Annotated in this window: 15 protein-coding genes; 1 reads left to right on the plus strand and 14 read right to left on the minus strand. The window is 30.4% G+C overall.

Annotation, left to right across the window (positions count from 1 at the left end; all coding sequences use genetic code 11):
- Positions 1-54 precede the first annotated feature (54 nt).
- From ACK5ON_RS09280 to ACK5ON_RS09345, 14 genes are all read right to left on the minus strand, one after another.
- Positions 55-1,209 carry a hypothetical protein gene (locus tag ACK5ON_RS09280; protein WP_409821889.1) on the minus strand — a complete coding sequence of 385 codons (1,155 nt, stop codon included), beginning with the start codon at positions 1,207-1,209 and terminating at the stop codon, positions 55-57.
- Positions 1,210-1,360: 151 nt separating this feature from the next.
- Entirely contained in the window at positions 1,361-2,428 is a 1,068-nt protein-coding gene (locus ACK5ON_RS09285; RefSeq protein ID WP_409821891.1) for a glycosyltransferase family 4 protein, read from the minus strand.
- Positions 2,425-3,567 (minus strand): glycosyltransferase, encoded by a 1,143-nt coding sequence (locus ACK5ON_RS09290; protein ID WP_409821893.1) that lies wholly within the window; start codon positions 3,565-3,567, stop codon positions 2,425-2,427. The genes ACK5ON_RS09285 and ACK5ON_RS09290 overlap by 4 nt, the downstream gene beginning before the upstream one ends.
- Positions 3,568-3,607: 40 nt before the next feature.
- Positions 3,608-4,726: an acyltransferase family protein gene (locus ACK5ON_RS09295; protein ID WP_409821895.1), complete on the minus strand. Its 1,119-nt coding sequence runs from the start codon at positions 4,724-4,726 to the stop codon at positions 3,608-3,610.
- Complete coding sequence (locus ACK5ON_RS09300) at positions 4,713-5,804, minus strand: glycosyltransferase family 4 protein (protein WP_409821897.1); 1,092 nt, start codon at positions 5,802-5,804, stop codon at positions 4,713-4,715. The genes ACK5ON_RS09295 and ACK5ON_RS09300 overlap by 14 nt, the downstream gene beginning before the upstream one ends.
- Positions 5,801-6,727 carry a polysaccharide pyruvyl transferase family protein gene (locus ACK5ON_RS09305; RefSeq protein ID WP_409821899.1) on the minus strand — a complete coding sequence of 309 codons (927 nt, stop codon included), beginning with the start codon at positions 6,725-6,727 and terminating at the stop codon, positions 5,801-5,803. Before ACK5ON_RS09305 ends, ACK5ON_RS09300 begins: the two co-directional genes overlap by 4 nt.
- Before the next feature lie 27 nt (positions 6,728-6,754).
- The gene (locus ACK5ON_RS09310) at positions 6,755-7,888 is read right to left on the minus strand and encodes a glycosyltransferase family 4 protein (RefSeq protein WP_409821901.1); all 1,134 of its coding nucleotides are present in this window, start codon (positions 7,886-7,888) and stop codon (positions 6,755-6,757) included.
- Positions 7,885-8,949, minus strand: coding sequence for a glycosyltransferase (locus ACK5ON_RS09315; protein WP_409821903.1), 1,065 nt, complete (start codon positions 8,947-8,949; stop codon positions 7,885-7,887). The genes ACK5ON_RS09310 and ACK5ON_RS09315 overlap by 4 nt, the downstream gene beginning before the upstream one ends.
- Entirely contained in the window at positions 8,950-10,404 is a 1,455-nt protein-coding gene (locus tag ACK5ON_RS09320) for a lipopolysaccharide biosynthesis protein (RefSeq protein ID WP_409821905.1), read from the minus strand.
- A 123-nt stretch (positions 10,405-10,527) separates the two neighbouring features.
- Complete coding sequence (locus ACK5ON_RS09325) at positions 10,528-13,305, minus strand: T9SS type A sorting domain-containing protein (RefSeq protein WP_409821907.1); 2,778 nt, start codon at positions 13,303-13,305, stop codon at positions 10,528-10,530.
- A 133-nt stretch (positions 13,306-13,438) separates the two neighbouring features.
- Positions 13,439-17,341: a T9SS type A sorting domain-containing protein gene (locus ACK5ON_RS09330; RefSeq protein WP_409821909.1), complete on the minus strand. Its 3,903-nt coding sequence runs from the start codon at positions 17,339-17,341 to the stop codon at positions 13,439-13,441.
- A gap of 216 nt (positions 17,342-17,557) precedes the next feature.
- Positions 17,558-18,931: a GH1 family beta-glucosidase gene (locus tag ACK5ON_RS09335; protein WP_409821911.1), complete on the minus strand. Its 1,374-nt coding sequence runs from the start codon at positions 18,929-18,931 to the stop codon at positions 17,558-17,560.
- 5 nt (positions 18,932-18,936) lie between these two features.
- Positions 18,937-19,575 (minus strand): glycosyltransferase family protein, encoded by a 639-nt coding sequence (locus tag ACK5ON_RS09340; RefSeq protein WP_409821913.1) that lies wholly within the window; start codon positions 19,573-19,575, stop codon positions 18,937-18,939.
- Between the two features lie 126 nt (positions 19,576-19,701).
- On the minus strand, positions 19,702-22,611 hold the full coding sequence (locus ACK5ON_RS09345) for a TonB-dependent receptor domain-containing protein (RefSeq protein WP_409821915.1): 2,910 nt from the start codon (positions 22,609-22,611) through the stop codon (positions 19,702-19,704).
- A gap of 215 nt (positions 22,612-22,826) precedes the next feature.
- On the opposite strand from ACK5ON_RS09345, the gene ACK5ON_RS09350 reads away from it, so the two are divergent.
- On the plus strand, positions 22,827-24,146 hold the full coding sequence (locus ACK5ON_RS09350; protein WP_409821917.1) for an OmpA family protein: 1,320 nt from the start codon (positions 22,827-22,829) through the stop codon (positions 24,144-24,146).
- Positions 24,147-24,891: the final 745 nt, after the last annotated feature.

Genomic DNA, 24,891 nt, shown 5'->3' on the forward strand with positions numbered 1-24,891 from the left:
AAAGCGTGATATCTAAAAGTAAATAAGAAAAAAGGTTTGAATAGTTGCCTTTTGTTAAGTTGAAATATCTTCTATTTCATCCGTATTGAGAAATGAAAAGTGCCAAAGTAAAAATATAATTAAGCCAGGTAAAAACATATTTCTCATTCGAATCATAATTCCTAAATTACCCAATGATTGAGAAAAGGCCAATGTTCCAATAATCAAAAAACAAAACATCCCTTGAATAACAAATGGAGCTTTTCTATATGAGGTAATTGGCTTATTTATAAAATAACTTATAGTTAAAAGTAAAAGAATAGTGTTTTCAATAGATGCCAATAAAGATGGTATACTATTTATATCAAAAAAGAAAGGACGAAACAAAAAAGTAAATATTTTAACAGGTGGAGAATACGATGATATGTCTATTGCCGAGCTTGTATAAGACTTACTCAACAATGAAGCTTTATTTAAAGCAAAATTGTTAAAACTATCTATAGATACTTCTTCAATTTTTGAAAATTTCAATACCAAAGGGAATATTGAAATAGCAATACCAATCATGATTGAAGAAAATAAAATTCTTTGGAATAATGATTTGCTTCTATTGAACATAAAAACAAAACCAAAAGAAATAATCATAAACAATGTAATGTGAGGTCTTATAGCATAAGATAATGACAATGCCAAAATGACAAACAAAAATCTCTTAGTTATGTTCATTAATCCGTAAACAAAAATACCTATACAAAAGAACAAGAGCGTATCTTTACCAACCGCACAACTCCAGAAATGTAAATTGGGCAGAAAAAATAAAAATGGAAATAAATTAAATCCCTTATATTTTGGATTATTAGGAATTGTATCAATAGCGGTAACATAAAAATAGGCAAATCCAATAAAGCCAATTATACTATACATTATGGTACCTGTAAAATATGATAGACCCAGAAAATTTGACGGAAAAAAGTTTAAAGCATGTACAAAAAAAGTACCTTGTTCTTCTTGAAATGAGTATAAAAAACTTTCGAAAGTCATTACTTTTGGTTGTTGCCAATACCCTATTGAATCTCCAAGTATAAAGAAATAATAGTATATTCCAAACAGTAAATGATAAACATAAAGTTGCTTAAGTGAGGTAAGATTGTTTGGAGATAATTTATTTTTAAAACTATTTACAAACAATAAACCTAATAAAACAAATAGTATTACAAATAGGAGATTCATAATTTATCCTATTATTTTGGATTTTATAAAATTCATGTACTTTTCTTCAAATATAATATAATAACAGATAACCAATCTAATAGCGTGATGAACAACTACCATAAATGCAGCAAATCCTCTAAAAATCTGTAATAAAAATAGATATCTATTTTTACTTTGCACTTCCATCTTTTAAAAGCGAAATTAATTTTTGAACGTTATTTTGTAAAGTATATTCTTGTTCCATTTTTCTTCTTCCATTTTTGCCAAATTGCTTTCTTAAGTTGGAATCATTTAATAAAATTCTTAATTTTTCAATCCATTCCTTTTCATTGTCAACTAAATAACCATTACTGCCATCATCAACAACCTCTTTATTCATTCCAATTGAAGAAGCCACAACTGGTAGACTACAACCCATGTATTGAATTAATTTATAGGCACATTTGCCCAATTCCCATGGCGAATTTTCTAAAGGCATGATACCAATATCAAAGTTTGATATCAAAGCTACTTCTGACGATTCTGACCAATTCAAATAGTGTACTGAACCTTGAATATCTAATTTTTCATTTGATCCAATAATATGTATTTCAAAAGGAATTTCATTTACGAGTTTTTCAAAAACAGCGGATAATTTTTTTACATATTTGAAAGTAGAAGGTGAACCGATCCAACCAATAATTATTTTATCATTAGTTGTAATATAGTTTTTAGAATTATACTTTTCAATATCAATAACTGTCGGGAAAACAATGATTTTCTTGGCACCAGATTGATTTGCTTTTTCTGCCAAATAGTTATTTCCAGCTAAAACACAACCACTATACTTCATCACGTTTTCAATTTTATTTTTCAGTAAAAAGCGAATAAGCTTATTATTGCTTAAATCATAATTATGAAAAACAGCATCGTCATAATCAACAATATAGCTAACTTTTAAAAGAAATAGTAATTTTTCAAACCAACTAAAAAAATAGGGAAAAAGTTCTTTTTCAATTACAACTTTGTCATATTTAATTACACTAAAAAGCACAAAAAATCTTTGAAAATAATATTTTGCCAGTTTAAATTTGGCTATTTTTTTTTTAGCATACAAATGATTCAAATAATCTTCATCAAAAAATGGCCTCACTGTTATATCTATTCCTTCTTTTTCTAAAAAAGGGAAGAATTGATAACTTCTCAAACGACTACTTGCGCCATTTCTACTATATTTTGTTAGATAAATTACTTTCATGAGCAATATTCTAATGCTTTATTATAACTAGCTACGCTAATTTCCATTGAAAAATTTTCGACAGCAAACTTTTGTATTTCAACTTTATTGATATATTTTGCTTTTTCTATAAATTTTATTGCATTTTCAATAGAATCTGTTTCGTTATGCTTAAACAAAAAGCAAAAGTGCTTATTCTTTAAAATGTCTTTTGTATCACCAATTCCAGATGAAGCTATAGTGGGAATTCCTACTAACAAATATTCACCAAGTTTAATTGGTGCTACACCTTGCATACTTGGTTTAGGTTCTCTAATTGCAAAAGCGATATCACCCATTGAGAGGTATTTTGGGATATCTTCAAATGGTGATGATTTCAAAACTATATGATTTTGTAAAGCAGCTGGAATTCTTTTTGAAGCAAATTCTATATTTCCTGTTAAGATTAAAAAAATAGAATTATGGTTTATTTGCAAATACCTTTTAAATATTTTTATCATAATTTCCCATCCATATTGAGGGCCAAGAGACCCACTGTAAATGAATACTTTAGTGTCTTTTTTTATATTAAATTCTTCCCTTAGTTTTTGGCTAAGTTCAATATTTGGTTTAAATAAATCAACATCTCTTCCATTGACTACAACAAAAAATTTATCTTGATAATTTTTACCAATATAATTTAGGTGAAAATCAATAGCCATTTTACTTCTTGTTATGACAGCATCCGCTTTTAGTAACATTGACCTTTCTTCTTTTTTATAAATAGTATATAAGACCCCATTTTTCTTTAATCCAGAAAAATCTATTCGTTCTTCGATAGGTAATCCATCGGCATCAAATAGAATTTTGTAATTTTTAATCCATAGTCGATTTACCATAATGGAAGGCATAATACTTCTGGGTGCAATAATGTCAATAGGGTTGTTTTTTAAATATTTTTTTATGAATGATATTCCTTCAATTATTGTAAAAAAACTACCAATTAATGAATTGGGCTTTCTATGAATTTTTTTTGAAGTATATATTATATCAAGTTCTTGAGCTTTTTTATGTGTAATTAATGTGCGATTTTTTGTTCCCCAAGTAAATTGAATTACATGAAAACGATATTTATTCTCTTTTTGAATCTGATGAAAAATGGGCATAAATAACCCTTCCATGTAATTGGTTTGTGGTCCATCCCAAGTGATAAAGAGTACGTTAACTGGCACTTTTGTATGATTTAAAATTTGAAAAACTATTTACCCTTATAAAATTTTTCTTAAATTTTAAAAAATAGTTTTCATAATATGTGAAAGATAAATAGGAAACTAAAATTAATGCAGAAAAGACACTACTATAAACAAGCACTATTTTAACCAAACTGTTTATTAATAAACTAGAAAGTAATTTTTGTAGAAAGAAAATAACTAATGGATTGTATACATATAAACCAAAAGAAATTTTACCTAAGAAATCAAAAAAAGCATTTTCTAAATTAATTAGGGGTTTAGGATTATGTACTTGGTTGAAAATTAATAGTACTGTAACTATGGCGACAATTTCGTGATTAATAATTCCATAGATATAAAAATTATTAGTTGCAATCAAAACCATAATCGACCAGCATAGTATTTGCAACAAAATAGAATTAAAGTATTTCAACCTTTCTATATGGTTGCAATACAAATATGCTCCTAATCCTCCAATTGCAAGACATCCGAATCGACTGTAATGGAAAAAAGCTTGAATTTCGATTGGTGAATGTAAAATTTTTAGAAAAATTTTAAACAAAAGAAACAGTACAGGGAATAAAATCAAAAATACAAATAGGTATCTATTCAAAAACTTAATTACTAAGGGCCAAAATATATAAAATTGCTCTTCAACACCTAACGACCAATAGTGACCGATTTTTTCAGATAAAACCTTAGAAACAGGAACAACACCATATTCGGCAACCACTAGATTTACAAAGTTGGGCATAAAGAAAACATAATAAACCAAGGTACCTCTAAAACTATCGACTCCAAAAATCAGTATCAAAATTAACAAATACAAAAAATACAAAGGCCATATTCTTAATGCTCGCCTGATAAAAAAAAATTTATAATTGATGGTATTAGTCATTTTTTTTTCTTTTAACAGTAAAAAAGTAATCAAAAAACCACTCAAAACAAAAAACATGGTTACGCCATAACCCGCTAGATCAAGTAATGGCATTGCGGGCAGACCAAAACCGATACTTCTATGGTTTATATGAGACGCAACAACTGCTAAAGCTGCAATTGCTCTAATGCCATTGAGTCCTGGTAAATATATTTTATTATTCTCCGACATTTACATTTAATTGAGTGAATAAACTAAACCATAATTTCACGATGTTGCCTGATGAAAATTCTTCAGCATTTTTAAAGGAATTGACCGACATATTTTCTCTGATTTCCGTATTCATAATTAATTTTTCAATTGCATTAGAAAACGCTCTAAAATTGTCTTTCTCAATCAAAATTCCATCACTATTGTGGTGTATAATATTTTTGGGACCATACGGACAGTCATAAGAGATAATAGGTAATCCTGCTTGTTTGGCTTCTAGTAAAACCATAGGAAAACAATCGGTCTTTGACGTCATACAGTATATGGAAGCTTCTCTCATACTATTGGATAAATTTTTAGTATTTCCCATCAACTGGACGGAGTTTGACAATTGATTTTCTTGTATTAGACTTTCTAATGCACTCTTCATATTTCCATCGCCATAGATTTCTAACTTCCATTCTGGATATTGGTTACTGATTTGTGCCCAAGCTAGAATTAAATGGTCAAATTGTTTAACAGGTTCAATTCTTCCTGCTGCAATTAGGGTAAGTTTTCGTTTATGGAATTCAGGATAAGTAATAGGATTTTCTTCGTGAATGAAATTGGGTATCACAAATGTATTCTTTAAATCATAATTGTTTTTTTCGTCTTTATTTAAAACTATAACGGCATCATACAGTTTGTAGATAAGTCGTTTGAATTTCCATTGACCCGCTTTTATTGTATTGGCAGTACTGTGAAATTCTATTATTTTGGGTGTTTTTTTACTTATAAATGGCAAAATTAGCGAATAGAAACTTGTAAGTGTTGTAATCACAACATCTGGTTTTTCGTTCTTTATAATTTTTTTTGTCTTTTTATAAAAACTAAACTTGATCACTTGGTTTCCAAAAAAGGATCTATTGCCTTCAAGATTTAAATCATATTTTTTTGTCAATTGATGACTTTCATATAAATAATCTCGATTGTTCTGAAATCGAGTAACCATAATTATCTCGCAATCCCCATGTTTTTTAAATGCCAAAATTTTATGATTCAGCATTCGTTGAATACCTCCATATTCAGCTAAATGATTTACTAAGAAAAGTATTTTCATGATGATTTTTCACGTTTTTTAATATTGAAAGCAATCTCGTTTTTAGCAGATTGACAAATAAAAGGGCAAGTGTCTAAGAGTTTTTTATAGTTGAAATTAATTTTTTCAGCATCCATTAACGCTATATATTCTTCAATTGTATACTGTTTGTCTATAAACAGAGGATTGCTGTTTTGCTTATTGACAGTATGTAAATAATCATCAAACTTAAATCTACCTCCTTCTAATTCAACCGAATATTTAACCCATAATACCGGAATATTATAACTATGGGCAAAGATTAATCCATGTAATGAGCTAGTAACAATATATTCACAGGAAAGCATTTTGTTAATTAATCCTTTGTAATCTTGTCCAATAAGGATATTCATAATTAGACAATCGTTGTTGTTTTCAAAGCATTTAATATATTCAGAGTTTTTGTTTACAAAATGAGGTAAAAAACCAATTTTGTATTTTTTTTTAATTTCGGGATTATAAATAAAAGGCATTAATAAAGCTGGGTCTCCATAAGATTCGGGACATTCAATATTATTATCTAAAAAAACTTGTCTTGTTAAAGGACCTCTAACAGCATGAATTTTATATGGTTTAGGTACTCTAATATTTTTATCCGAAATAAAACCTGCTCCCCAAATTATGCAATTGTTTTTTGATACTTGTATTATACTTCCAATTATGGCATTTGTTTTCTCTGAAGATAAAATGAATTTGGGAAGGAATTTTGACAACAAAACTTTTTTCCCTGACAGATATTCTACAAAAGGATAGTTTAATGCGTCTCCAAAATTGGAAGTCTCACAATACCCTTCAATAATGATTCTTTCATTTTGTTTTAAACCAAAATATTTTATAATTTCTATAATAGATCTTCGATAAAATTTTATTAAATAAATTATATATAGATATATTTTTTTTTTCATTTTATTTTTTAAAATTTTTAAAAAAAATTATTGAACTTGTATCTTATTTTTTTTTAACAACTTTTGATACAAAGTAAAAAGGTTATTTACATACTGCTTTTCTGTATAGTTTGCTATTGCTTTTGTAAATCCATTTATACCAAATCCTAATCTTAATTCCTCATTGTCACATAAAAAATCTAATTTTTCAGCTATTGCATTTACATCAAATGGCTTTACTAAAAAACCAGTTTTAGTATCGTCAACAATATATTTCATCCCTCCAACTTTGGTGGCGACAACGGGCAGTTTGGATAACATCGCTTCCGCTAAAACCAGCCCAAAAGCTTCATATGCAGACACTAAAACAAAAATATTCATTAATCGATAGTATAAGGTGACATCCGATTGGTATCCTGTAAAAATTACTTTATCACTGATTGTCAACTCTTTTGAAAGTTTTTTGTATTTCTCTACCTCAGGGCCTGAACCAACTAACAATAATTTTACATTGCTATGAGTTTTGCAAACAATTGCAAAAGCTTTAATCAAATCAGAAAATCTTTTATGTTCATCTTGAAGCATTCTGCCAACAGAACCAATAACAATATCATTCGAGTTAATTCCGAGTGAAACTTTAAGTTCAGCTATTTCTGTTCTGCTAATTTCTCTTGGCAAGACCACTCCATTGTTTACTAAAAAAATTTTGTGTTTAGGTAGTTTCAAAGTGTTCTCTAAATAATCAACTACACCTGGTGAAACGCCAATAATTGCATCTGATAATTTAACAAAAAACTTCATTAACAAATTTCCCTTCCAAGATCTGTTCTTAGGATCTGATGTTTCTTCAAGTACTATGACGGGTACTTTTTTAATAAAACCGTTTATTGCAGCCATAGTCACTCCTTCAAAAACGGCTCCGTGAATGATATGAGGTTGGAAAGTATTGATTATTTTTTGAACCTCACGATGCTTTTTATAATCAAATATTCCTTTAAACTGACCAATAGCTATGACTTCTGTACCCTCTTTTTCTATTTCCTCTTTTATACTACCTCCAGTATGGGTACAAATAATTTTGAGCTCGTATTTATCTTTATCCAATAATTTACTAAGAGACAAACGAAGTCGTTCCACACCGCCTGATCCAATAGTTTCTTGAATATGTAGTATTCTAATCACGATAATTCTTGGTAAAGATTTTCTAAATTATATCTATATTTTTGGCTTGTAAATCGATTCTCTACAAAGTTTTTGCCATTATTCCCAACGAGTTGGACATTTCCATATGGAGTTCTCATAATTACATTAATTTTGGCTACTAATTCTTCTTCATTATTTGGATCAAACAACCAACCTGTTTCATTTTCAGTAATAAATTCAGGAATACCCCCAACATTAGAACACAAACAAGGAACTTGCTGCTGCATTGCTTCAACAACAGCTATTCCGAAACCTTCAGATAATGAAGGAAGAACAAAAAGATGGGCTTGACACAAATAAAATTCTGGATTTGAAACAAAACCTGTAATTTTCACTCGCTTTTCTAAATGTAAACTTGCTATTAATTGCTCTAAATTTTCCCTCTCTCTTCCGTCACCCACTAATATTAGTTGAGCCGATAGATTATCTATTTTTGAAAATGCCTTTATCAGCAATTGTTGGTTTTTTACAATTTCTAATCTACCAACGCTAACAATCGTAAACTCATTTAAAAGAGTACGTTCTACTGTTTTTGATTCACTAGCAGGATTATAGATTACAATTCCTTTATAATCTTCTATTTCATTTATACTAATAAGAAAATTTTTTACTGCTCTTGATACACAAATTACTTTGTTAGTCAACCTATAAAGATATTTAAAAATAATTTTAGCTATTTTGGAATGTTTTGGCAAGCCAATTTCCTCGGCAATAATTACTTTAACTCCAGCCATCTTGGCCGCAATAATTCCGTGAAAATTGGCTTCGGCGGCTGCGGTGTGAACTATATCTGGCTTTATAGTTTTAAACCATTTACAGAGCAGCCAAATATTTTTTAAATTAGTGATACTTGGTTTTAAGTTAAAAATTTTAACTGGAAACCCTTTTTCCAAAATAAATTTTTCTGCATGTCCGCCATGACCTAAAGCAGCAAAAAAATAGTCGTTTTTAAGAGCTTTTTTTCCATCTTCAACAAATGAAATGTACTTTCTTTCTTGACCACCATAGTCTAGTAATGTTGTTAATCTAATTACTCTCATTCAACTAATTGGCTTTAATGTTTTAAAAAAATCTAATAAACTAATAATAATGACTCTTTTGAAAATATACAATAAACTTACATACACCATTAATCCGAACAAAATTGAAGTAAGACAAATCAAAAAAGGATTACTATTGAATCTGAAAAAATTAAAAATAAAATATGAACTAAAGGTTGACAAAAAAGCAATTAATCCTATATGTGAAAAAACTAACAATAATTCTAAATTGCTAATTTTCAATAATTTAGAAGTGTAATGGTTGACAATAAAATAATTAACTATAGTTGAAATTAAAATTACTAACAGAAAACTTTTTATAGATAACATTAAAATTAAGCTTATTATTATAAAAATAAACCTTTGCAATTTATTTAAAATTTCAATTTTTAAAATTAATTTTGAATCTCCCACTATACTTAAAACACTTGAATTAAAGGTGTAAATCACATTGAATACACCCGCAATAGAAAGATAAAATAGAAAAGGTGCTGCTAATTTCCATTTTTCTGAATATAAAAAAACAATAATCTCTTCAGAAAAAAAAGCTATGTATATTAAAATTGGGGTAATAATAACTAGTATTATGGATAATATTTTTTTGTAAATCGTTGTCAATCTAACTGGATCATCCTGAACTTTAGAAAAAATAGGAAGTAAGAGTTTTGAAACTGCACCATAAATATTTGATATTGGCAATTGTCTTACAGTTAATGATTGCGTGTAATATCCTACATCCTTAATAGCATAAAATTTTCCAATAATTATTTGATAAATATTGGCTGTTACACTATTTAGAATTTCAACAATTGTCAGTTTATACCCAAAATCAAAATGAAATTTAAAAAGGGCTTTGTCAAAAATCCATTTTGGTTTCCATTCACTAAAAATCCAATGAAAAAGTGCCCAAAAAAAGGTTTGCGTTAAGTACATCCAAACTAAACTCCAAACGCCATAATCAAGCAATGCTAAACTTATTCCTATAGCTGAGCTTAAAATGATGGAAGGCAATTTCATCAAGGTTTGCTGTCTGAAATTTAGATTTTTTGTCAAAATAGCAGATTGAACAAAAACGAAAGCTTGAATAATTATTGTAATCGAAAAAACCCTCATTATGGACACCAATTGTGGTTTTTTATAAAAATCAGCAATATAGGGTGCCAAAAAGAAAATGATGACATAAAGGAGGCAACTCATCAGAATGTTTGCAAAAAAAACGGTGGTATAATCCCTTTCTGTAACCTCTTTTTTCCTGATTATTGAAACCTTCATTCCGCCATCGACAAGCACATTGGCTATTGTTATGAAAACAAACAACAATCCCAAAATCCCAAAATCAGCAGGGAATAATGTTCTGGCTAAAAGGATGTTTACAAAAAAATTGATTATTTGCCCTCCAGATTGTTCCGCATAAGTCCATATAAATCCGCTAAGTGCTTTTTGCTTTAAAGACATTAAAATGTTTCATTATAAAAGATGAAAAAAATATTGTTTTGTGGTTTGAAAGCTATTGTTTTAAAAAATAGCATTGCTCTCCGAATTTATTAATACATTATATTAAAGTTTTTATTGATAAATTCATTCTTTTATGAATTTAAAACTTGTAATTCCATTTTCGGTACTAATGTTTATGAAATAAATACCTTGTTTTAATCTGGATACATTAATAGATGGATTAGTTGGATTTGCAATTATTTGGATTAACTGGCCAAGTGAATTAAAGATGCTGATAGAATTAACCGTATATAAACCAGTAGCATATAAATTTAAAACTTCTTTTACAGGATTAGGATATACCTTGAAATTTTCAGAAGATGCAAGGTTTTGATTGGCTAAAGTTTGTATAATTGTTGTTTCAATGTTTGTTGAAGAAGGAGCCAGATAATCAAAATAAATAGAAGCTGTATTTGAAAATGTGTCTCCATTTGTCAGCGTTGGTAGCGTTTTGATTTTAAAAAGAACAAAACCTTCACTGTTATTAAGGCCAAAAGCCAAATTAATATTCTTAAAAATAAATTCAACAGTAGTAATGTTGGTGATTTTTGTTTCAAACAGATGACTTCCATCTAGAGGGATTAACGAATTAACATCGAATTTAGAAGTGTCTATTACATCTTTTACTACTATATTTTGTGCGATTGCGGTACCTGTGTTTTTAAATCGAATACAATAATGTAAATAATCGCCAATTTGAGAAGTTGAAATACTATTCCCTTCTATACAAACTTTATCATTTGTAATAGTGGCATTAACCACTTTTTGATTTAACGTTATTGCATTGTCGTTTGGAAATTCATCCGAATTTGAAGATGATATTATAGCCGTATAAGGTAATAATTGACCAACAGTTACCGATGGTGTATCGGTTGTGGCATTTACTCTTAATGTTACTACTATGGATCTTGTTTCAAGTGGTTTCAGATTAGAAAAACTCCAGTTTAAATTGTTTACGGTTTGTGATGTTGCGGCTGGATTAGAATTTAAAAAATCTAAAATGGCATCATTAAAATTTAAACTTACATTTCCAGATTGTGTAATTGTTCCTTTATTTTTATAGACTATCTTATAATTTGCCTCTTGTCCTGGATTTGCATTGTTTAATGGCAAATAAGCAATTTCTAAATCGGCATGATTTCCGTTTGATGATACACAAAAATTCTGAAGCAAAGGACTTGCCTGAAAAGGAAATTCTACCGAAACTGTTGAGGGTGTAATTGAAAAATAATTTGGGTTTTCGAGAATTGGAGTAATTGTATAAGTACCTTCTTTTACTGATTGAGCATAATTACCAGAAGTATTTGAAATAAGGTTTTCTGTAACTGAACCATCAGAGAAAGCCATTTGTAAATTAGGGAATACAATATCTAAGGCATCACATCCGTTTGAATTGATGTCAAATTTGCTGCTACCTTGAATTGTATACGAGATACCTCCTGGCACAAATGAACAATAACTATTGACATGACAATTGGTATAGTTATTATCATTAATTTCATCCTGAACAAATTCCATTTGAAATGCGTCTGCACAAATAAATTCCAAATTAGGATTTCCCGTTAATTGCAAGTTATCTTCAAAACTTCCATTTTTTATAAACAAACTGTTCAATAGGTTATTTGAGCAAAATAGATTTTGAAAATTAAACAAATTGCTCAAGTTCAATGATGCAATTTGATTATCTGAACAGTATAAAGATTGTAGATTGTTTGTTGATGAAAGGTTTAAAGTTGTAATTTCATTCGCGTTACAACTTAGGACTAATAGCGTATTAAGTCCGTTTGTATTTAAATCAATTATGGAATTATTATTACAATACAAATACTTTAAGTTAATCAAACTACTAATTGCTAAAGTAACAAGTTGATTGTTATTACAGTTTAGATTTTGCAGTTGATTTGTATTTAAAAAGCTAATGGTTGTAATTACATTATTCGAACAGTCTACATCTTTTAATTGAGTCAAACCATTAAGATCAAGAGCGATTAAAAGGTTATTGCTACAGCTAAAATTTTTTAATCCAATCAAACCACTTAAATTAATCAAAGTTAATTGGTTGAAGTTGCAATTCAAATCGCTTAGATTGGATGTGTTTATTAAATTTAAAGACGTTAATAAATTATTACTACAGTTCAATTCATTAAAATTAACTAAACCATTAATCGTCAATGAAACCAACAAATTTGTGTTGCAATTCAAAAATTCAAGACTTGTTAAGTTGGTTGTATCTAGTGAAGTCAACCTATTGTTGCTGCAGTTCAAAGAAGAAAGATTAATTAAATCAGTTAAGCCAATAGAAGTAATCAGATTGTCATTACAATTAACTTCTTCCAGATTTAATAAGTTATTTAAAACTAAACTAGCAATGAGGTTATAGCTACAGTTTACGATTTCAAGATTCGTACTTCCGTTAACATTTAAACTAGTAAGTTGGTTGTATTGACAATTTAAATTCAGTAATTCGGTTAAACCATTTACGTTTAAATTAGCTAATTGATTAGAACTACAATTTAAAATGGTAAGATTGATTAAACCTGAAACATCCAAGTTGGTAAGTAAATTGTTTTCACAGTTAAGTAGTAGTAAATTAGTAAAATTGTTAATTCCGCTCAATGAGGATATGGAAGAATTATCAATTTCTAAATAGGCCACTGCTAAAGCTTCTGTAAATTCAATTTCGTTATTTGAATTAGAATCTATAGAAAAGTAATCGCCATTTAAATTTCTCGCAATAAAATTATTTGGGCTTGATTCTAATAATTTAGCTTTAAATGCTGAGTCTGGAAAAGTTATAATTTGTGCATTTAAAGAACAAAAAAAGGGCAAAAATAATAATAATAGATATAGCTTTTTCATCATAATAATTAAAACCATAAAGGTAAAAATGAATTAATTACTATTATTTTTATATTGTTATGTTTAAGTTATTTTTTAATTAAGTAGAAAAAAAAAGGCCGCCAAATTGGCGGCCCTTAAAACTATGATTTAAAAATTAATTTTTCATTAATTTTTTAACCATTACTTCTTTGTTTGAAGAGTCTACTAATCTAACAATGTAAAGTCCATTGCTTAAATTTGAGATATTTTCATTGATAGTATTTCTACCTTCTTCTAACTTAATAGTTTTTGAGTTCATTACCATAATACCAGTAATTGAATAAATTGACATTTGAACATCTCCACTTATCGAAGCATCAATATCAATATTTAATTCAGATGTAGCAGGGTTTGGATATACTGATGTATTGCTATAAACATTTTCATCAATAATTGTAGATTCTGCCATTCTTGGTAATGTAGCAGTTAATGTAATTGATTTTGTTGGTGTATTTACACCACAATTACTACTAGCAAAAACAGAAACAACATTTGTAGATGAAGCTAATGGTACAAGAGAAAAATCTACAAGAACTGAATTTGTACCTTGACCAGAAACAATTACCGCACCATTCACTACTGACCATGTATATGTAGTAGCATTTGTAATAGCAGGAATTGAAATTGTTTTCTGAATTGTTCTGCTAAATGTTGAACCTCCTCCTATAGTTCCTACCGATGATAATGTAGCTGGAACAACAGTAAGTGTTTTGTTTGTTGTACTATTTCCAAAACCATTAACGGAAGTGATAACTATAGTTTTTGGTGTTACCGTTGCCAAGTTACTTGGATAAACAACAGAGAAAGTTAAATCACTTGTAGTAATAGTATTTGTAGGATTTGTAGGATTACTTGCAGAAGTAACCACAGAACCAGTAGGACCAGTAATAATGTAAGAGGTTGCTAATGGAGATGCAGTCATCGTATAGCTATAGGTAGTTCCACAGCTAATAGCAGTAAGTGTACCCGTTACAGTTGAAACAGCAGCAGGAGCTTTGTTTGTTATTTTTAACAATTTAGCAGTAGAAGAAATTGCAGGAACAGCAGCAGTATTATCTGTTACTGAAGAACCAATTCCATTAACCGCTTTCACACCAAAATATAATGTAGTTGTACCTGGGGCTACACCAAATAAATCAACAGTGATAATTCTTGAATTTCCTCCAGACGTTTGAATAACACCCGCTGGTAACTCCCAAGAGTATGACGATGCAAGAGCTGATGCTGATGCAGTCAATGTTAATGAAGTAGATGTACCTAAAAACACACCTGCATTAGTTATAGCAGTAGTTGGTGTTGATGAAGCTGGATTAGTTAATACTAAAGTTGAAGGAGCTTTAGGTATTGTACCTGTAAACTTTTTCAATTTTGAAGTTTTTGGAGCAAATCCACTTGGAGTGTAAGTTGTACTTCCCTGAATATTAGGAGGAGTAATTAATGTCTCTGTTGCTGTATACGTTGTATTAAACAAACCTGGAATTCCTGTTAAATTAGCTAAAACATCAGCATTATTTGTATTATTTGTAACAGAATATCCAACACCGTTAAGTGATCTAACTCCAACATATAGTGTCGTTGTAGCTGGGTTTGTTACTCCAGCAAAATTTACTAAAATAGAGTTTGAGTTACTTCTAACTACCGTTCCGTATTGTAAGTAAGGTGCAGTAGTAGAAGGATATGCGCCACCACCTTGGTATCTTTGAGCACATTGAGAAACAGTAATTGTTGTTGGAGTACCATTTACATCAATAGTGTAAGTGGAATTGTTGACTGTCCAAAATCTGGTTCCTGTAGGAAGCGATCCAGTTGATGGACTAAAAAATGGTTCTGCTGTATAGTTTACACTTGTATTTACTGGTGCAGGAGTTCCTGCAGGAATACTTATAGTAACACCAGCTGGTAAATCCCACTCATAAGTTGTAACACCAACAACAGGAGTTGCAGTTAGCATTAATGGAGTAGTAGAACCCATATATTTTGCATAGTTAGTAATTTTTGTAGTAGGAGTAGTCGAAGTAATATCGTACATATTGATTGTTCCTGGTGCAGCAGGTAACGCTTTTGTTAAAGCTATAGCTTTTGCAGCAGTTCTACATCCATTTGCATTTACAGCTTGTACTTGGATTGATCCAACAGCACCAGCACCAAAAGCAACGTTAGCAAAGTTTACAGTTAGACTATTTGTTCCTTGTCCAGAAATAATATTTACTCCCAAAGGCACAGTCCATAAATAGGATAATGTAGTATCTACAAAAGCTGGAATTGAATAAACAAATTGAGAAGTAGTTCCCACAAATGGTCCAATTGCAGTTGTAGAAGTCGATCCAACAGGACCTACACCAGTAATTGTACCTAAAACTTCAGTTGGTAAAGCAAATGTAGTAACTGTTAATAATACTCTTGCGCTTTCTCCTGATCCTGGATTCATTTGAGAAACCCAGAAATTTTTAACACCAACAGTAGATGTTGTAGGAGTTGGAGCTGTAGCTGAACCTACTCCACCACTAGCCACAGTATACCATAATAAAGAAGTACCAGTACCAGTAATAGTAGCTGTTAATGGAACAGCTACAGCACCTCTACAATAGGTAACGTTTGTTACCACTGGAGTTGTACCAGGCGTAGGAGGAATTACAAAAGGAGCAATGGCGCTATCAGTAAAATTAGCTCCAGTTAAAGCTGCACTAGAAGTACCTGGTCTGTAATCTAAACCTAAATAGGTATTTGTAGTAGCATTATAAGGTAAAGCCAATAAACCAGCACTAGATGCTTGAGTCGTGTTTCCGTTTGATGTAAACCATGAATTTAATGAAGTAGGGTTAATACCTCCTGTAAAGGTACCAACAGCACCTGCCATAATATTACTTACAAACTTTAAAGTACCACCGTTAGCATTTCCAACAGCAAGAGATCCATCAATAAATACAATACTTTGTTTGAAGTCCATAAAAATAGAGTTGAAGACTTTCAATTGAGTAGCTCTTCTTAAACGCAATGCTCTTTCATGTCCTACAGCTAATGTTGTAGTTGGAGCTAAAGTAGCACGGAAAGATGGTCCTACAGAAGTAATGTTTGTAAATAATGCAGAAGTAGTATCTAAACCAGCAGCTGACGCAGTTCCTGCAGCATTATTATCAGACTCAAAACTTTCTGAAGTTGAAACCGAAGGGTTATCAGCGATAGAAGGGTCTCTTACAATTAAACCATATTGAACAATACCTTTATAACCGTTATCAGTATCAAAATCGTCATCCAAGTTTCTGTAAGAAACTAAGTGTTTACAGTTTACAGAACCACCAAACCATTCAAAAGCATCATCATTAGTGTAGGATACTTGAACATAATCAATGGTAGTGCCACTTCCTACAGCACCCATTGTCAATCCATTAATTTCATTATTTGGCGAGAAAACATAACCACCAAATTCAATTCTAACATATTTTAATGTACCAGAATTGTCATTATCGACAGGAGCTAATCCACCACCATATTCAGTGTTAACATTTGCTGTAATACCTTCAATGTTGTTTACACCATTATTAGCATTAAATTTAGCTTTTCCTAACATGATAATTCCACCCCAATCGCCAGGTTGTCTTCCTTGAGCAACTGTTTTCCCAGAGGTAAACACAATTGGACTTGCTGCAGTTCCAATAGCATTTAATTTAGAACCTCTAGTTATAATTAAAGCTGTCCCGTTAACCGAAGAAAGTCCTTTAACTACTACACCAGGTTGGATAGTTAGAGTGGCATTGTTTCTTACATAAATTAAACCTGTTAATTTGTAAGTTTTACCTGTTGTCCACGTTGTGTTTGCTGTAATATCAGCAGTTACGTTTACAACAGTTGCAGCATCAAGATACGGTTCATTGATAGGATCATAATTGGTCCATGAATCCGTCCACATTGGAGTTCCAGGTGCAAAGGCACCACGATAAGTTGTTGACTCAATAAATTGTTGAGCGTTTGCAAAGTTGACAAATAATGCCAAAAGCGCAATTAAATAATTTTTTTTCATTTTTTAAAAATGTTTTTTTGTTAGACATGGCAAACATAGTTTCAACAGAATAATTGAGTGTAAAAAATAAATTAAATAAAGATGATTATTAGGTAAAGGAATAGTTTGCTAATTTGCCTTCAATGTAAATTTATATTTTACTATTTGTTAAGTTAGGGTTAACAGCTCTATTTAAGACACAATTTTTTATCAAATGTTAATTTATGTTTACTAAATTTACTTGCCTTCTAAAAATTTTTTGTACCAAATACCAGATTTTTTTATAATTCTTTGTTGAGAATCGTAATCAATATAGATTAATCCAAATCGTTGTTTGTAACCCTCAGTCCATTCAAAATTATCGGTCAATGACCATACAAAATACCCTTTAACTTTGTCTGTTTTTTGTTTTGCATATAAAACTTGTTGTAAATAACTTTCTATAAAACTGACCCGTTTTTCATCATGGATTATATCTGATTTAACTTCATCGAGGAATGAAGCACCATTTTCAGTAATAATAATTTTTTTGACACCTTCATATTCACTAAATTTCAAAATCATCATATAGATTGACTTTGGATGTATTTCCCAATTCATTAAAGTGGTATCTACATTTCTTTTATTGGCAGCTACTAATTTAGCATTAACATAAGGTGTATAAGAATGATGTTCTATTACTTCTCTAGTATAATTTTGAAGTCCTATAAAATCAAATTCTACTTTAATCAAATCTTCATCCCCTTTTAGAGTGTATTTAGCAATATGTTTTAAAAAGGGCAATTTAGAAATTGGATATCCTAGTCCTAATGAAGGTTCTAAAAACGCTTTATTTAAAAGAGTATCTATCCTTTCGGCGGCTTTAATGTCTTTTTCACTGTACGTTTTTGGGGTAATGTAAGTGCATGAAAAAGTAGTTCCTACCTGCGTATTTGGATCAATTTTTTTGATGGTTTTAAAACCTATAGATTGGCAAAGTAGGGAATGATGCATTGCCGGCAAAAAGTTATTTATTCCTTTTTTTCCTGGTGCATGAATTCCTAAAAAATAACCCGCACCAACAAAAATAGAAGGTTCGTTTAAAACAACCCAGTACTTTACTTTATCTTTAAAAGCGTTGACGCAAACTGTAGTGTATTCCTCAAACCATTCTAAAATATCTCGATTAGTCCATCCACCTTTTTTTTCTAGTTCTAGCGGTAAATCCCAATGGTATAAGGTTACAAATGGTTCAACATTGTTTTCCTTGCAGGCATCTAATACATCATTATAAAAATTGATTCCCTCTTGATTTATTTCTCCAGTACCATTTGGAAGAATTCTTGACCACGAAATTGAAAATCTAAAATAGGGTATGGATAATGCTTTTACTAGTTTTATGTCTTCTTTATAATTTTCATAAAAATTGGTAGCAATATTAGGAGAATCATTATTTAAGATGGCTTTTTTTCTACTAGAAAATTCATCCCATATTGATGCTCCTTTTCCAAATTTATCATGATGGCCTTCAGTTTGAAATGCAGAAGATGCAACTCCCCATAAAAAGTCATCACCAAAATCAGCTTTTGTATAATTGAAAGACAAATCAATATTTTGTTCTAACTTCTTCACATCAATTAGTTGTCAATTGGAATGTTATCAATTAAAACAGGATGATTTTTAAAGATTAAATCAATTATAGCTTTACCATTATCTTTATACTTTACTTCTACCAGCGTATTCTTGTTGCCCCACTCTAGTATAGGTTGAATCATTTTTTTGTTTAATTTTTTTAGTACGGTAACTCCCATTTTTGCTAACATGGCAACATTACAATGTTGCTCAAATTGTTTTTTCATTGGAATTACTAACAGTTTCTTTCTAAGAAAAAATGCTTCACTGGTTTTGTCAAATCCAGTGTTTGTTACTACTCCTTCAGCCGAAGTCCTACTTTTGGGAATAAGTTTTGAGTTTATAGGGTTTATAGATAGGTTGAAAACTTTGTATTTTTTTGAGCTATATTTTAAAAAAAAATGCCATTCGACCTGTTCTATTCTTTTTAATTTTTTGATAATTTCTATAGCATCATAGGAAGGTAAGTAAACGGTATAATGTCCTTTAAATTTATAGTTTACATCAAATGGAAACTCAATTACAGTTTCTATAGCACTGAAAAGAATACCTAAATTTCCTTTTTTTTGTATGTAGGGAATAGTTTCTATAGCTCTTGTGATATGACCGTTACTAGTGCCCTGAACCGTGTAAAGAATTTTCATAAATCTAGTCTCATAAATCTTAGTTTAGAAAAGTCAAAAGAATAAAAATGTATATAATTTTTTTTACATTCAATTATTCTTTCAATTCGTGCTAAATCATTACTTATCTTTTTAGTAAAGAACTTTTTAAAAATTATAAGTCATTGAAAAAGAAAATGTTGGTGCATATTTTATACGCCAAAATAGAATATCGTATTTTGGATTATAGCCATCTTCATAAAGATAATCTCCAGTAAATATATAATTACCCAAAGTTTCAAAAGTTCCATATCTATCTGCATTAGTGTAATCGTTCTGATAGAAAATTTGATCTTGAGCCAAAACATTTTGAATGTTAAGTTTCAGTTCTATTTTGTTTTTCATTAAGCTTTTTGCCACTTGAAAATCAATCATTGTCCTTCCTTTTTCCCACAAAGCTGGATTAAATTGATTTCCAGCTATCGCTATTCTGTTTCCAACTCTGTTTAAATTGGAAGAAAAAACCCAACCATTCTCTTTGTTTAAATATTGTACACCTACATTTACGACAAATGGTGATTGTCCTTGGAGTGGAACACTTGTGTCTGTATTAGCGGTATTAAAATTTCCAACATCAACTACAGATTTAATTATTGCAGTGTTGGCAAATAATGTGATATCATCAAATACAGTCGTGTTTTCGTTTGTAAAAATGGAACTTAATAAGGTTCTAAATTCTAATTCTATTCCACTATTTACAGCACTTTCTGCATTTCTGTAGGTTACCGTTTTATTATTAATTTCCTGCTTCAGTTCTATTGGATTTTTGAAATTTTTTCTAAAATAGGAAATTGAAAGTAGCTGCCCTTTTCCGGGATAAAATTCATACCGTAAATCAAAATTTTTAACAGTAGCTCTTGTCAAAGTATCATTTCCTTGCGTAAAAAATTGAGTTTCAAAATCGTAAAAACCAAAAGGAGCTAATTCCCTATATTCAGGTCTGTTTAAAGTTTTAGAATAACTAATTCGTAAGTTTTGTTTGCTTGTGATAGCGTAGATTAAATTAACAGACGGTAATACATCATTTTGTTTTTTATTTAATGCTAAATATACTTCTTCAGTTTTTCTTGCATCCAAAGTTTGTGTAAAACTTTCAAATCGAACGCCCCAAATCAGTCTAAACTTTTTATAACGATTATCCAACATGAGATACCCGGCATGTAATCTAGATGTTGCAAAATAGGCATCTGTAAATTTTGTAGCATCAAAAAGGGTAAAGCCATTTTTTCCTGAAGGTTGTGGCCCCATATTAGCAACGTTAAATATTGTTGCATTTGGTAATTCTAACAGAGCTGAATCAAATGTACCTCCTCCTTGTGTCAGCTTATTATATTGCAATTGACGTGCAAAAAAGTTTCTTTCTCTATATTGAGTAAATGCACCAATTTTTATTTCATTATTCAATTTTTCACCAATAGAGAATTTTCTTGAAATATCTATTTTACCTCCTGTGATAAACTCTTTAGTCTCAGACCAAAACATAAATCCACCAGAATCTGGTGAGCCATTATTAGTTTCAATTATAGCAATAGGGGTCGTGTCTGATGGATTTGTACTATTAGGGTCAGCAATAGTATAAGCATTCGAACGCAGATTTGGAATTTCATTTTTTATATCGCTATAAAATCCAGTCCAGTTCAGTTTAATTTTTGGCTTAGAAAAATAATGTTCCCCATTTAGTTGTCCTGAATAAATTCTGCTACTTCTAAACCATCTTACATCTGTATTAACTATCCTAACCTCTGGATAATCTCTTTGCCCAGACCTTTCTAGAACTAAATCAGTGGAATTCAAACTCAAAATATTTTTAAAAGAAACAGAGTGATTATCATTAAATTTTAAGGAAAAATTGGCCAGAGCTGCAGTTAAAACTTGTTCTCTATAATTGCTGTCAGTATACTTTTGTGTTAATTCGGCAGGAATACCAGCACCAGGATATTCATAATCATTTCTCAAAGCAGTATTAAAATTATTTGATTTATTATTGGAAACCGAAAACATAATTCCCAATGTTTTATCCTTAATATCAAAATGATGGCCTATAGAATACTGAAAACTATAATTTGGGGCAAAAGTACTATTATTGATGTTCCAATCGGATTGAAACGATTTTGCTACATCTACTCTTTCTTGAAAACCCAAAGTGCTAAATACTTCAGTATTAGGAATGGTAGAAGGTAAAGCACGTGTTCCGTTATCAAAACCCAACCAATCAGTACCGCTGCCTTTGTAAGTTCTTTGAGTTTTACCTGTTGTTATGGTATTGTAACCAGTACCAATAGTAATAGTTTGAAAATCTTTATCAGGAACCGATTTTGTATTTACCTGAACGACACCTCCAGCAAAGTCACCTGGTAAATCGGGTGAAGCAGTTTTAGTTATAATTAAATTATCCAACATATTAGAAGGAAAAATATCAAAAGAGAATGCTTTTCTATCGGATTCGGAGCTAGGTAATGGAGCACCATTTAAAAAGGCGGCATTATAACGATCATTCAAACCCCTAACAATGACAAAACGATTGTCTTGAATACTCGCACCACTTATTCTTTTTAGTACATCTGAAGTATTTTTGTCGGGAGTTCTTTTTATGGTTTCAGCAGAAATACCATCGGATACATTGGCACTATTTTTTTGAGCAATCAATAATGATTTAACTGATTCAGTTTTTGCTTTTGTTCTCGTAATTACTACTTCATCCAATACATTTTTTTGGGAATTTAATGAAGCGTTGATACTGGTTGTTTCATTAGCAATTACATTTACTTCCGACACTGCTTTTGTCTCATAGCCGATAAATCGAAATTCTAATTCGTAAATACCAACAGGAATATTTCTAAAAATAAATTTTCCATCAGAATCGCTAGTTAAGGTTTTTTTTAATTCTTTTAAAGTAACATTCACTCCAGGTAATGATGATCCGCTTGATTCATCAACAACGCTTCCTGAGATAATACCCGTTTGAGAGAAAATAGATTGAGATATTGTGAATAAAAGTAAGGTGTAAAATAATTTCATGCTTTAGATTTTTGCTACATGCAAACTAAAGGCGCAATTGTCAAGTTATTGTTAATATAAAATTATATAATACAAGTATATCATTAAAAAAACATTAACAAATCATTACTTCCTAAATTAAAAATGTGATGAATGTTTTGAAATTGTTAATAATTAATTTGCTGTTTTTTAACGACTTTTAAAATGAATAGATTTGCAAAAAAATATATATTCTTATGAGAAATCATTTGTCTTTACTTTTATTAATTCTTGTTGCAAGTACTTCTTTTTCACAAGAAATTATTGATACAGCAAGCACAAAAAAAACTAAAATAAATAGATGGTCTTTGGATTTTTCTTTTGGAAGTAGTCGAGGAATTAGACCCTACAATGACGGCTATTATTCAACAGTAAATGATAAGTTTTTAGGAGAGTTAAGTTTAAACTCGGTTACTATTGGTGCAAGATATTATCTTAATAAATATGTAACTTTTAAATCTGATTTGGCTTTTGATAGATTTATCCCTGGAAGTGATAGAAGTTTTGACTTTGATGTGGCTCAATTTAGATGGTCTATTCAAACAATGTTAAATATCAATATGTTGTTTGGTTTAGACGAATTTTCAAGATTTAAATTACAACCTCATTTAGGATTGAATATTGCTTCTTTAAAAACTATTAAGTCATCACAAAATCAAATAATTGGTTCACCTGATTATATCATAGGACTTATTTTAGGACTTACTCCTTCCTATAATGTAACCAAGAAAACTTCATTATTTTTAGATGTAACGATAATAAATAACTTTAGACAACACCATACGTGGGATGGAAATGTTTCTGATGAAAAGAACAATTTGACAGGTCAAATGAGTAGTTTTTCATTAGGAATAAGTTATAAATTAGGAAAACCAATTATCAATGAAGAAAAAGAAGAACTAAAGAAACTAGATGAAGCAAAAAATGCTGAATTAGAAAAAAGACTTTCTGAGCTTGAATCTAAATTGATTGATACTGATAAAGATGGAGTTCCGGATAATATAGATTTAGAAAATAATTCAATAGAAGGAGCTTTGGTTGACAGCAAAGGGATTATGCTTGATAAAAATAAAAATAATATTCCTGATGAAGTCGAAAAATATTTGGACTTAAATAAAGGGAATGTCAACGGAAATTTAAGTAATAATACAACAAAATCAAATGACGATATATTCAAGAAAGCAATAGATGAAGGCTACATTTGTATATTTTTCGAAACAGGGAAGTCTGTATATAAGAGTTCTTCAAATGATAGTGTCAACTTCATTCTAACTTATTTATTGACAAATCCTGAAGCTAAAATGGATTTGATTGGGTATACTGATGAAATAGGTCCAAATGAATTCAATAAAAAATTAGGGTTAGATAGGGCTAATTATGTAAAAGAAACTTTAGTAAAATTAGGAATAGAACCTTACCGATTAAAAGCTATTTCTGCTGGAGAAGACCAAACATACGATCCAAGTTCTCCAGAGACAAGAAGTCTTGTTAGAAAAGTTATTTTTAGAATAAAATAATCTTATAAATAGTTCACAATAAAAACTCGAAATAAAAAATTTCGAGTTTTTTTGTACTACTCTGCTAACTTGAAAGCAGTATTTAATTTTATTAATTGTGGCCCTTTAGGAGCAATTAATTATAAATTCTAACAAAATAGCTGCCGCTTTCTAATCCCGAAACATCTATGGTGGATACCTATAGTTTCAATCGACCCGCCTTAGCGGGGACACGCTGCTCCTATAAAAAAAGAACCCTTCATCTTTGATAAAGAGTTCAATAAAAAAGCCTGCCTGCCGACAGGCAGGGCAGCGACTCCCGATAGCTATCGGGACTCCCACACCCGAGCGTAGCGAACAGACGAAGTAAATTTCAGTACTCCCGATCCCGAAACTTCGGGATTAACTTCTCTGTTCGACTATCTTTGCTTAATTTTTCCTAAAAATTTATATAAAACAAAAACCCTCTACATTTCTGTAAAGGGTTCCACTAAAAAAGCCTGCCTGCCGGCAGGCAGGACAGCGACTCCCGATAGCTATCGGGACTCCCACACCCGAGCGTAGCGAACAGACGAAGTAAAATGCAGTACTCCCAATCCCGAAACTTCGGGACGGGACGCAAACGGGCTTAACTTCTCTGTTCGACTATCTTTACTTAATTTTTTCTAAAAATTTATATAAAACAAAAAAAGTCCCCATCAAATAAATGATGAGGACTTCCATAAAAAAGGCAGCGACATACTCTCCCACAAAATGCAGTACCATC

The sequence above is a fragment of the Flavobacterium sp. genome (assembly GCF_046317795.1).
Taxonomy (GTDB): domain Bacteria; phylum Bacteroidota; class Bacteroidia; order Flavobacteriales; family Flavobacteriaceae; genus Flavobacterium.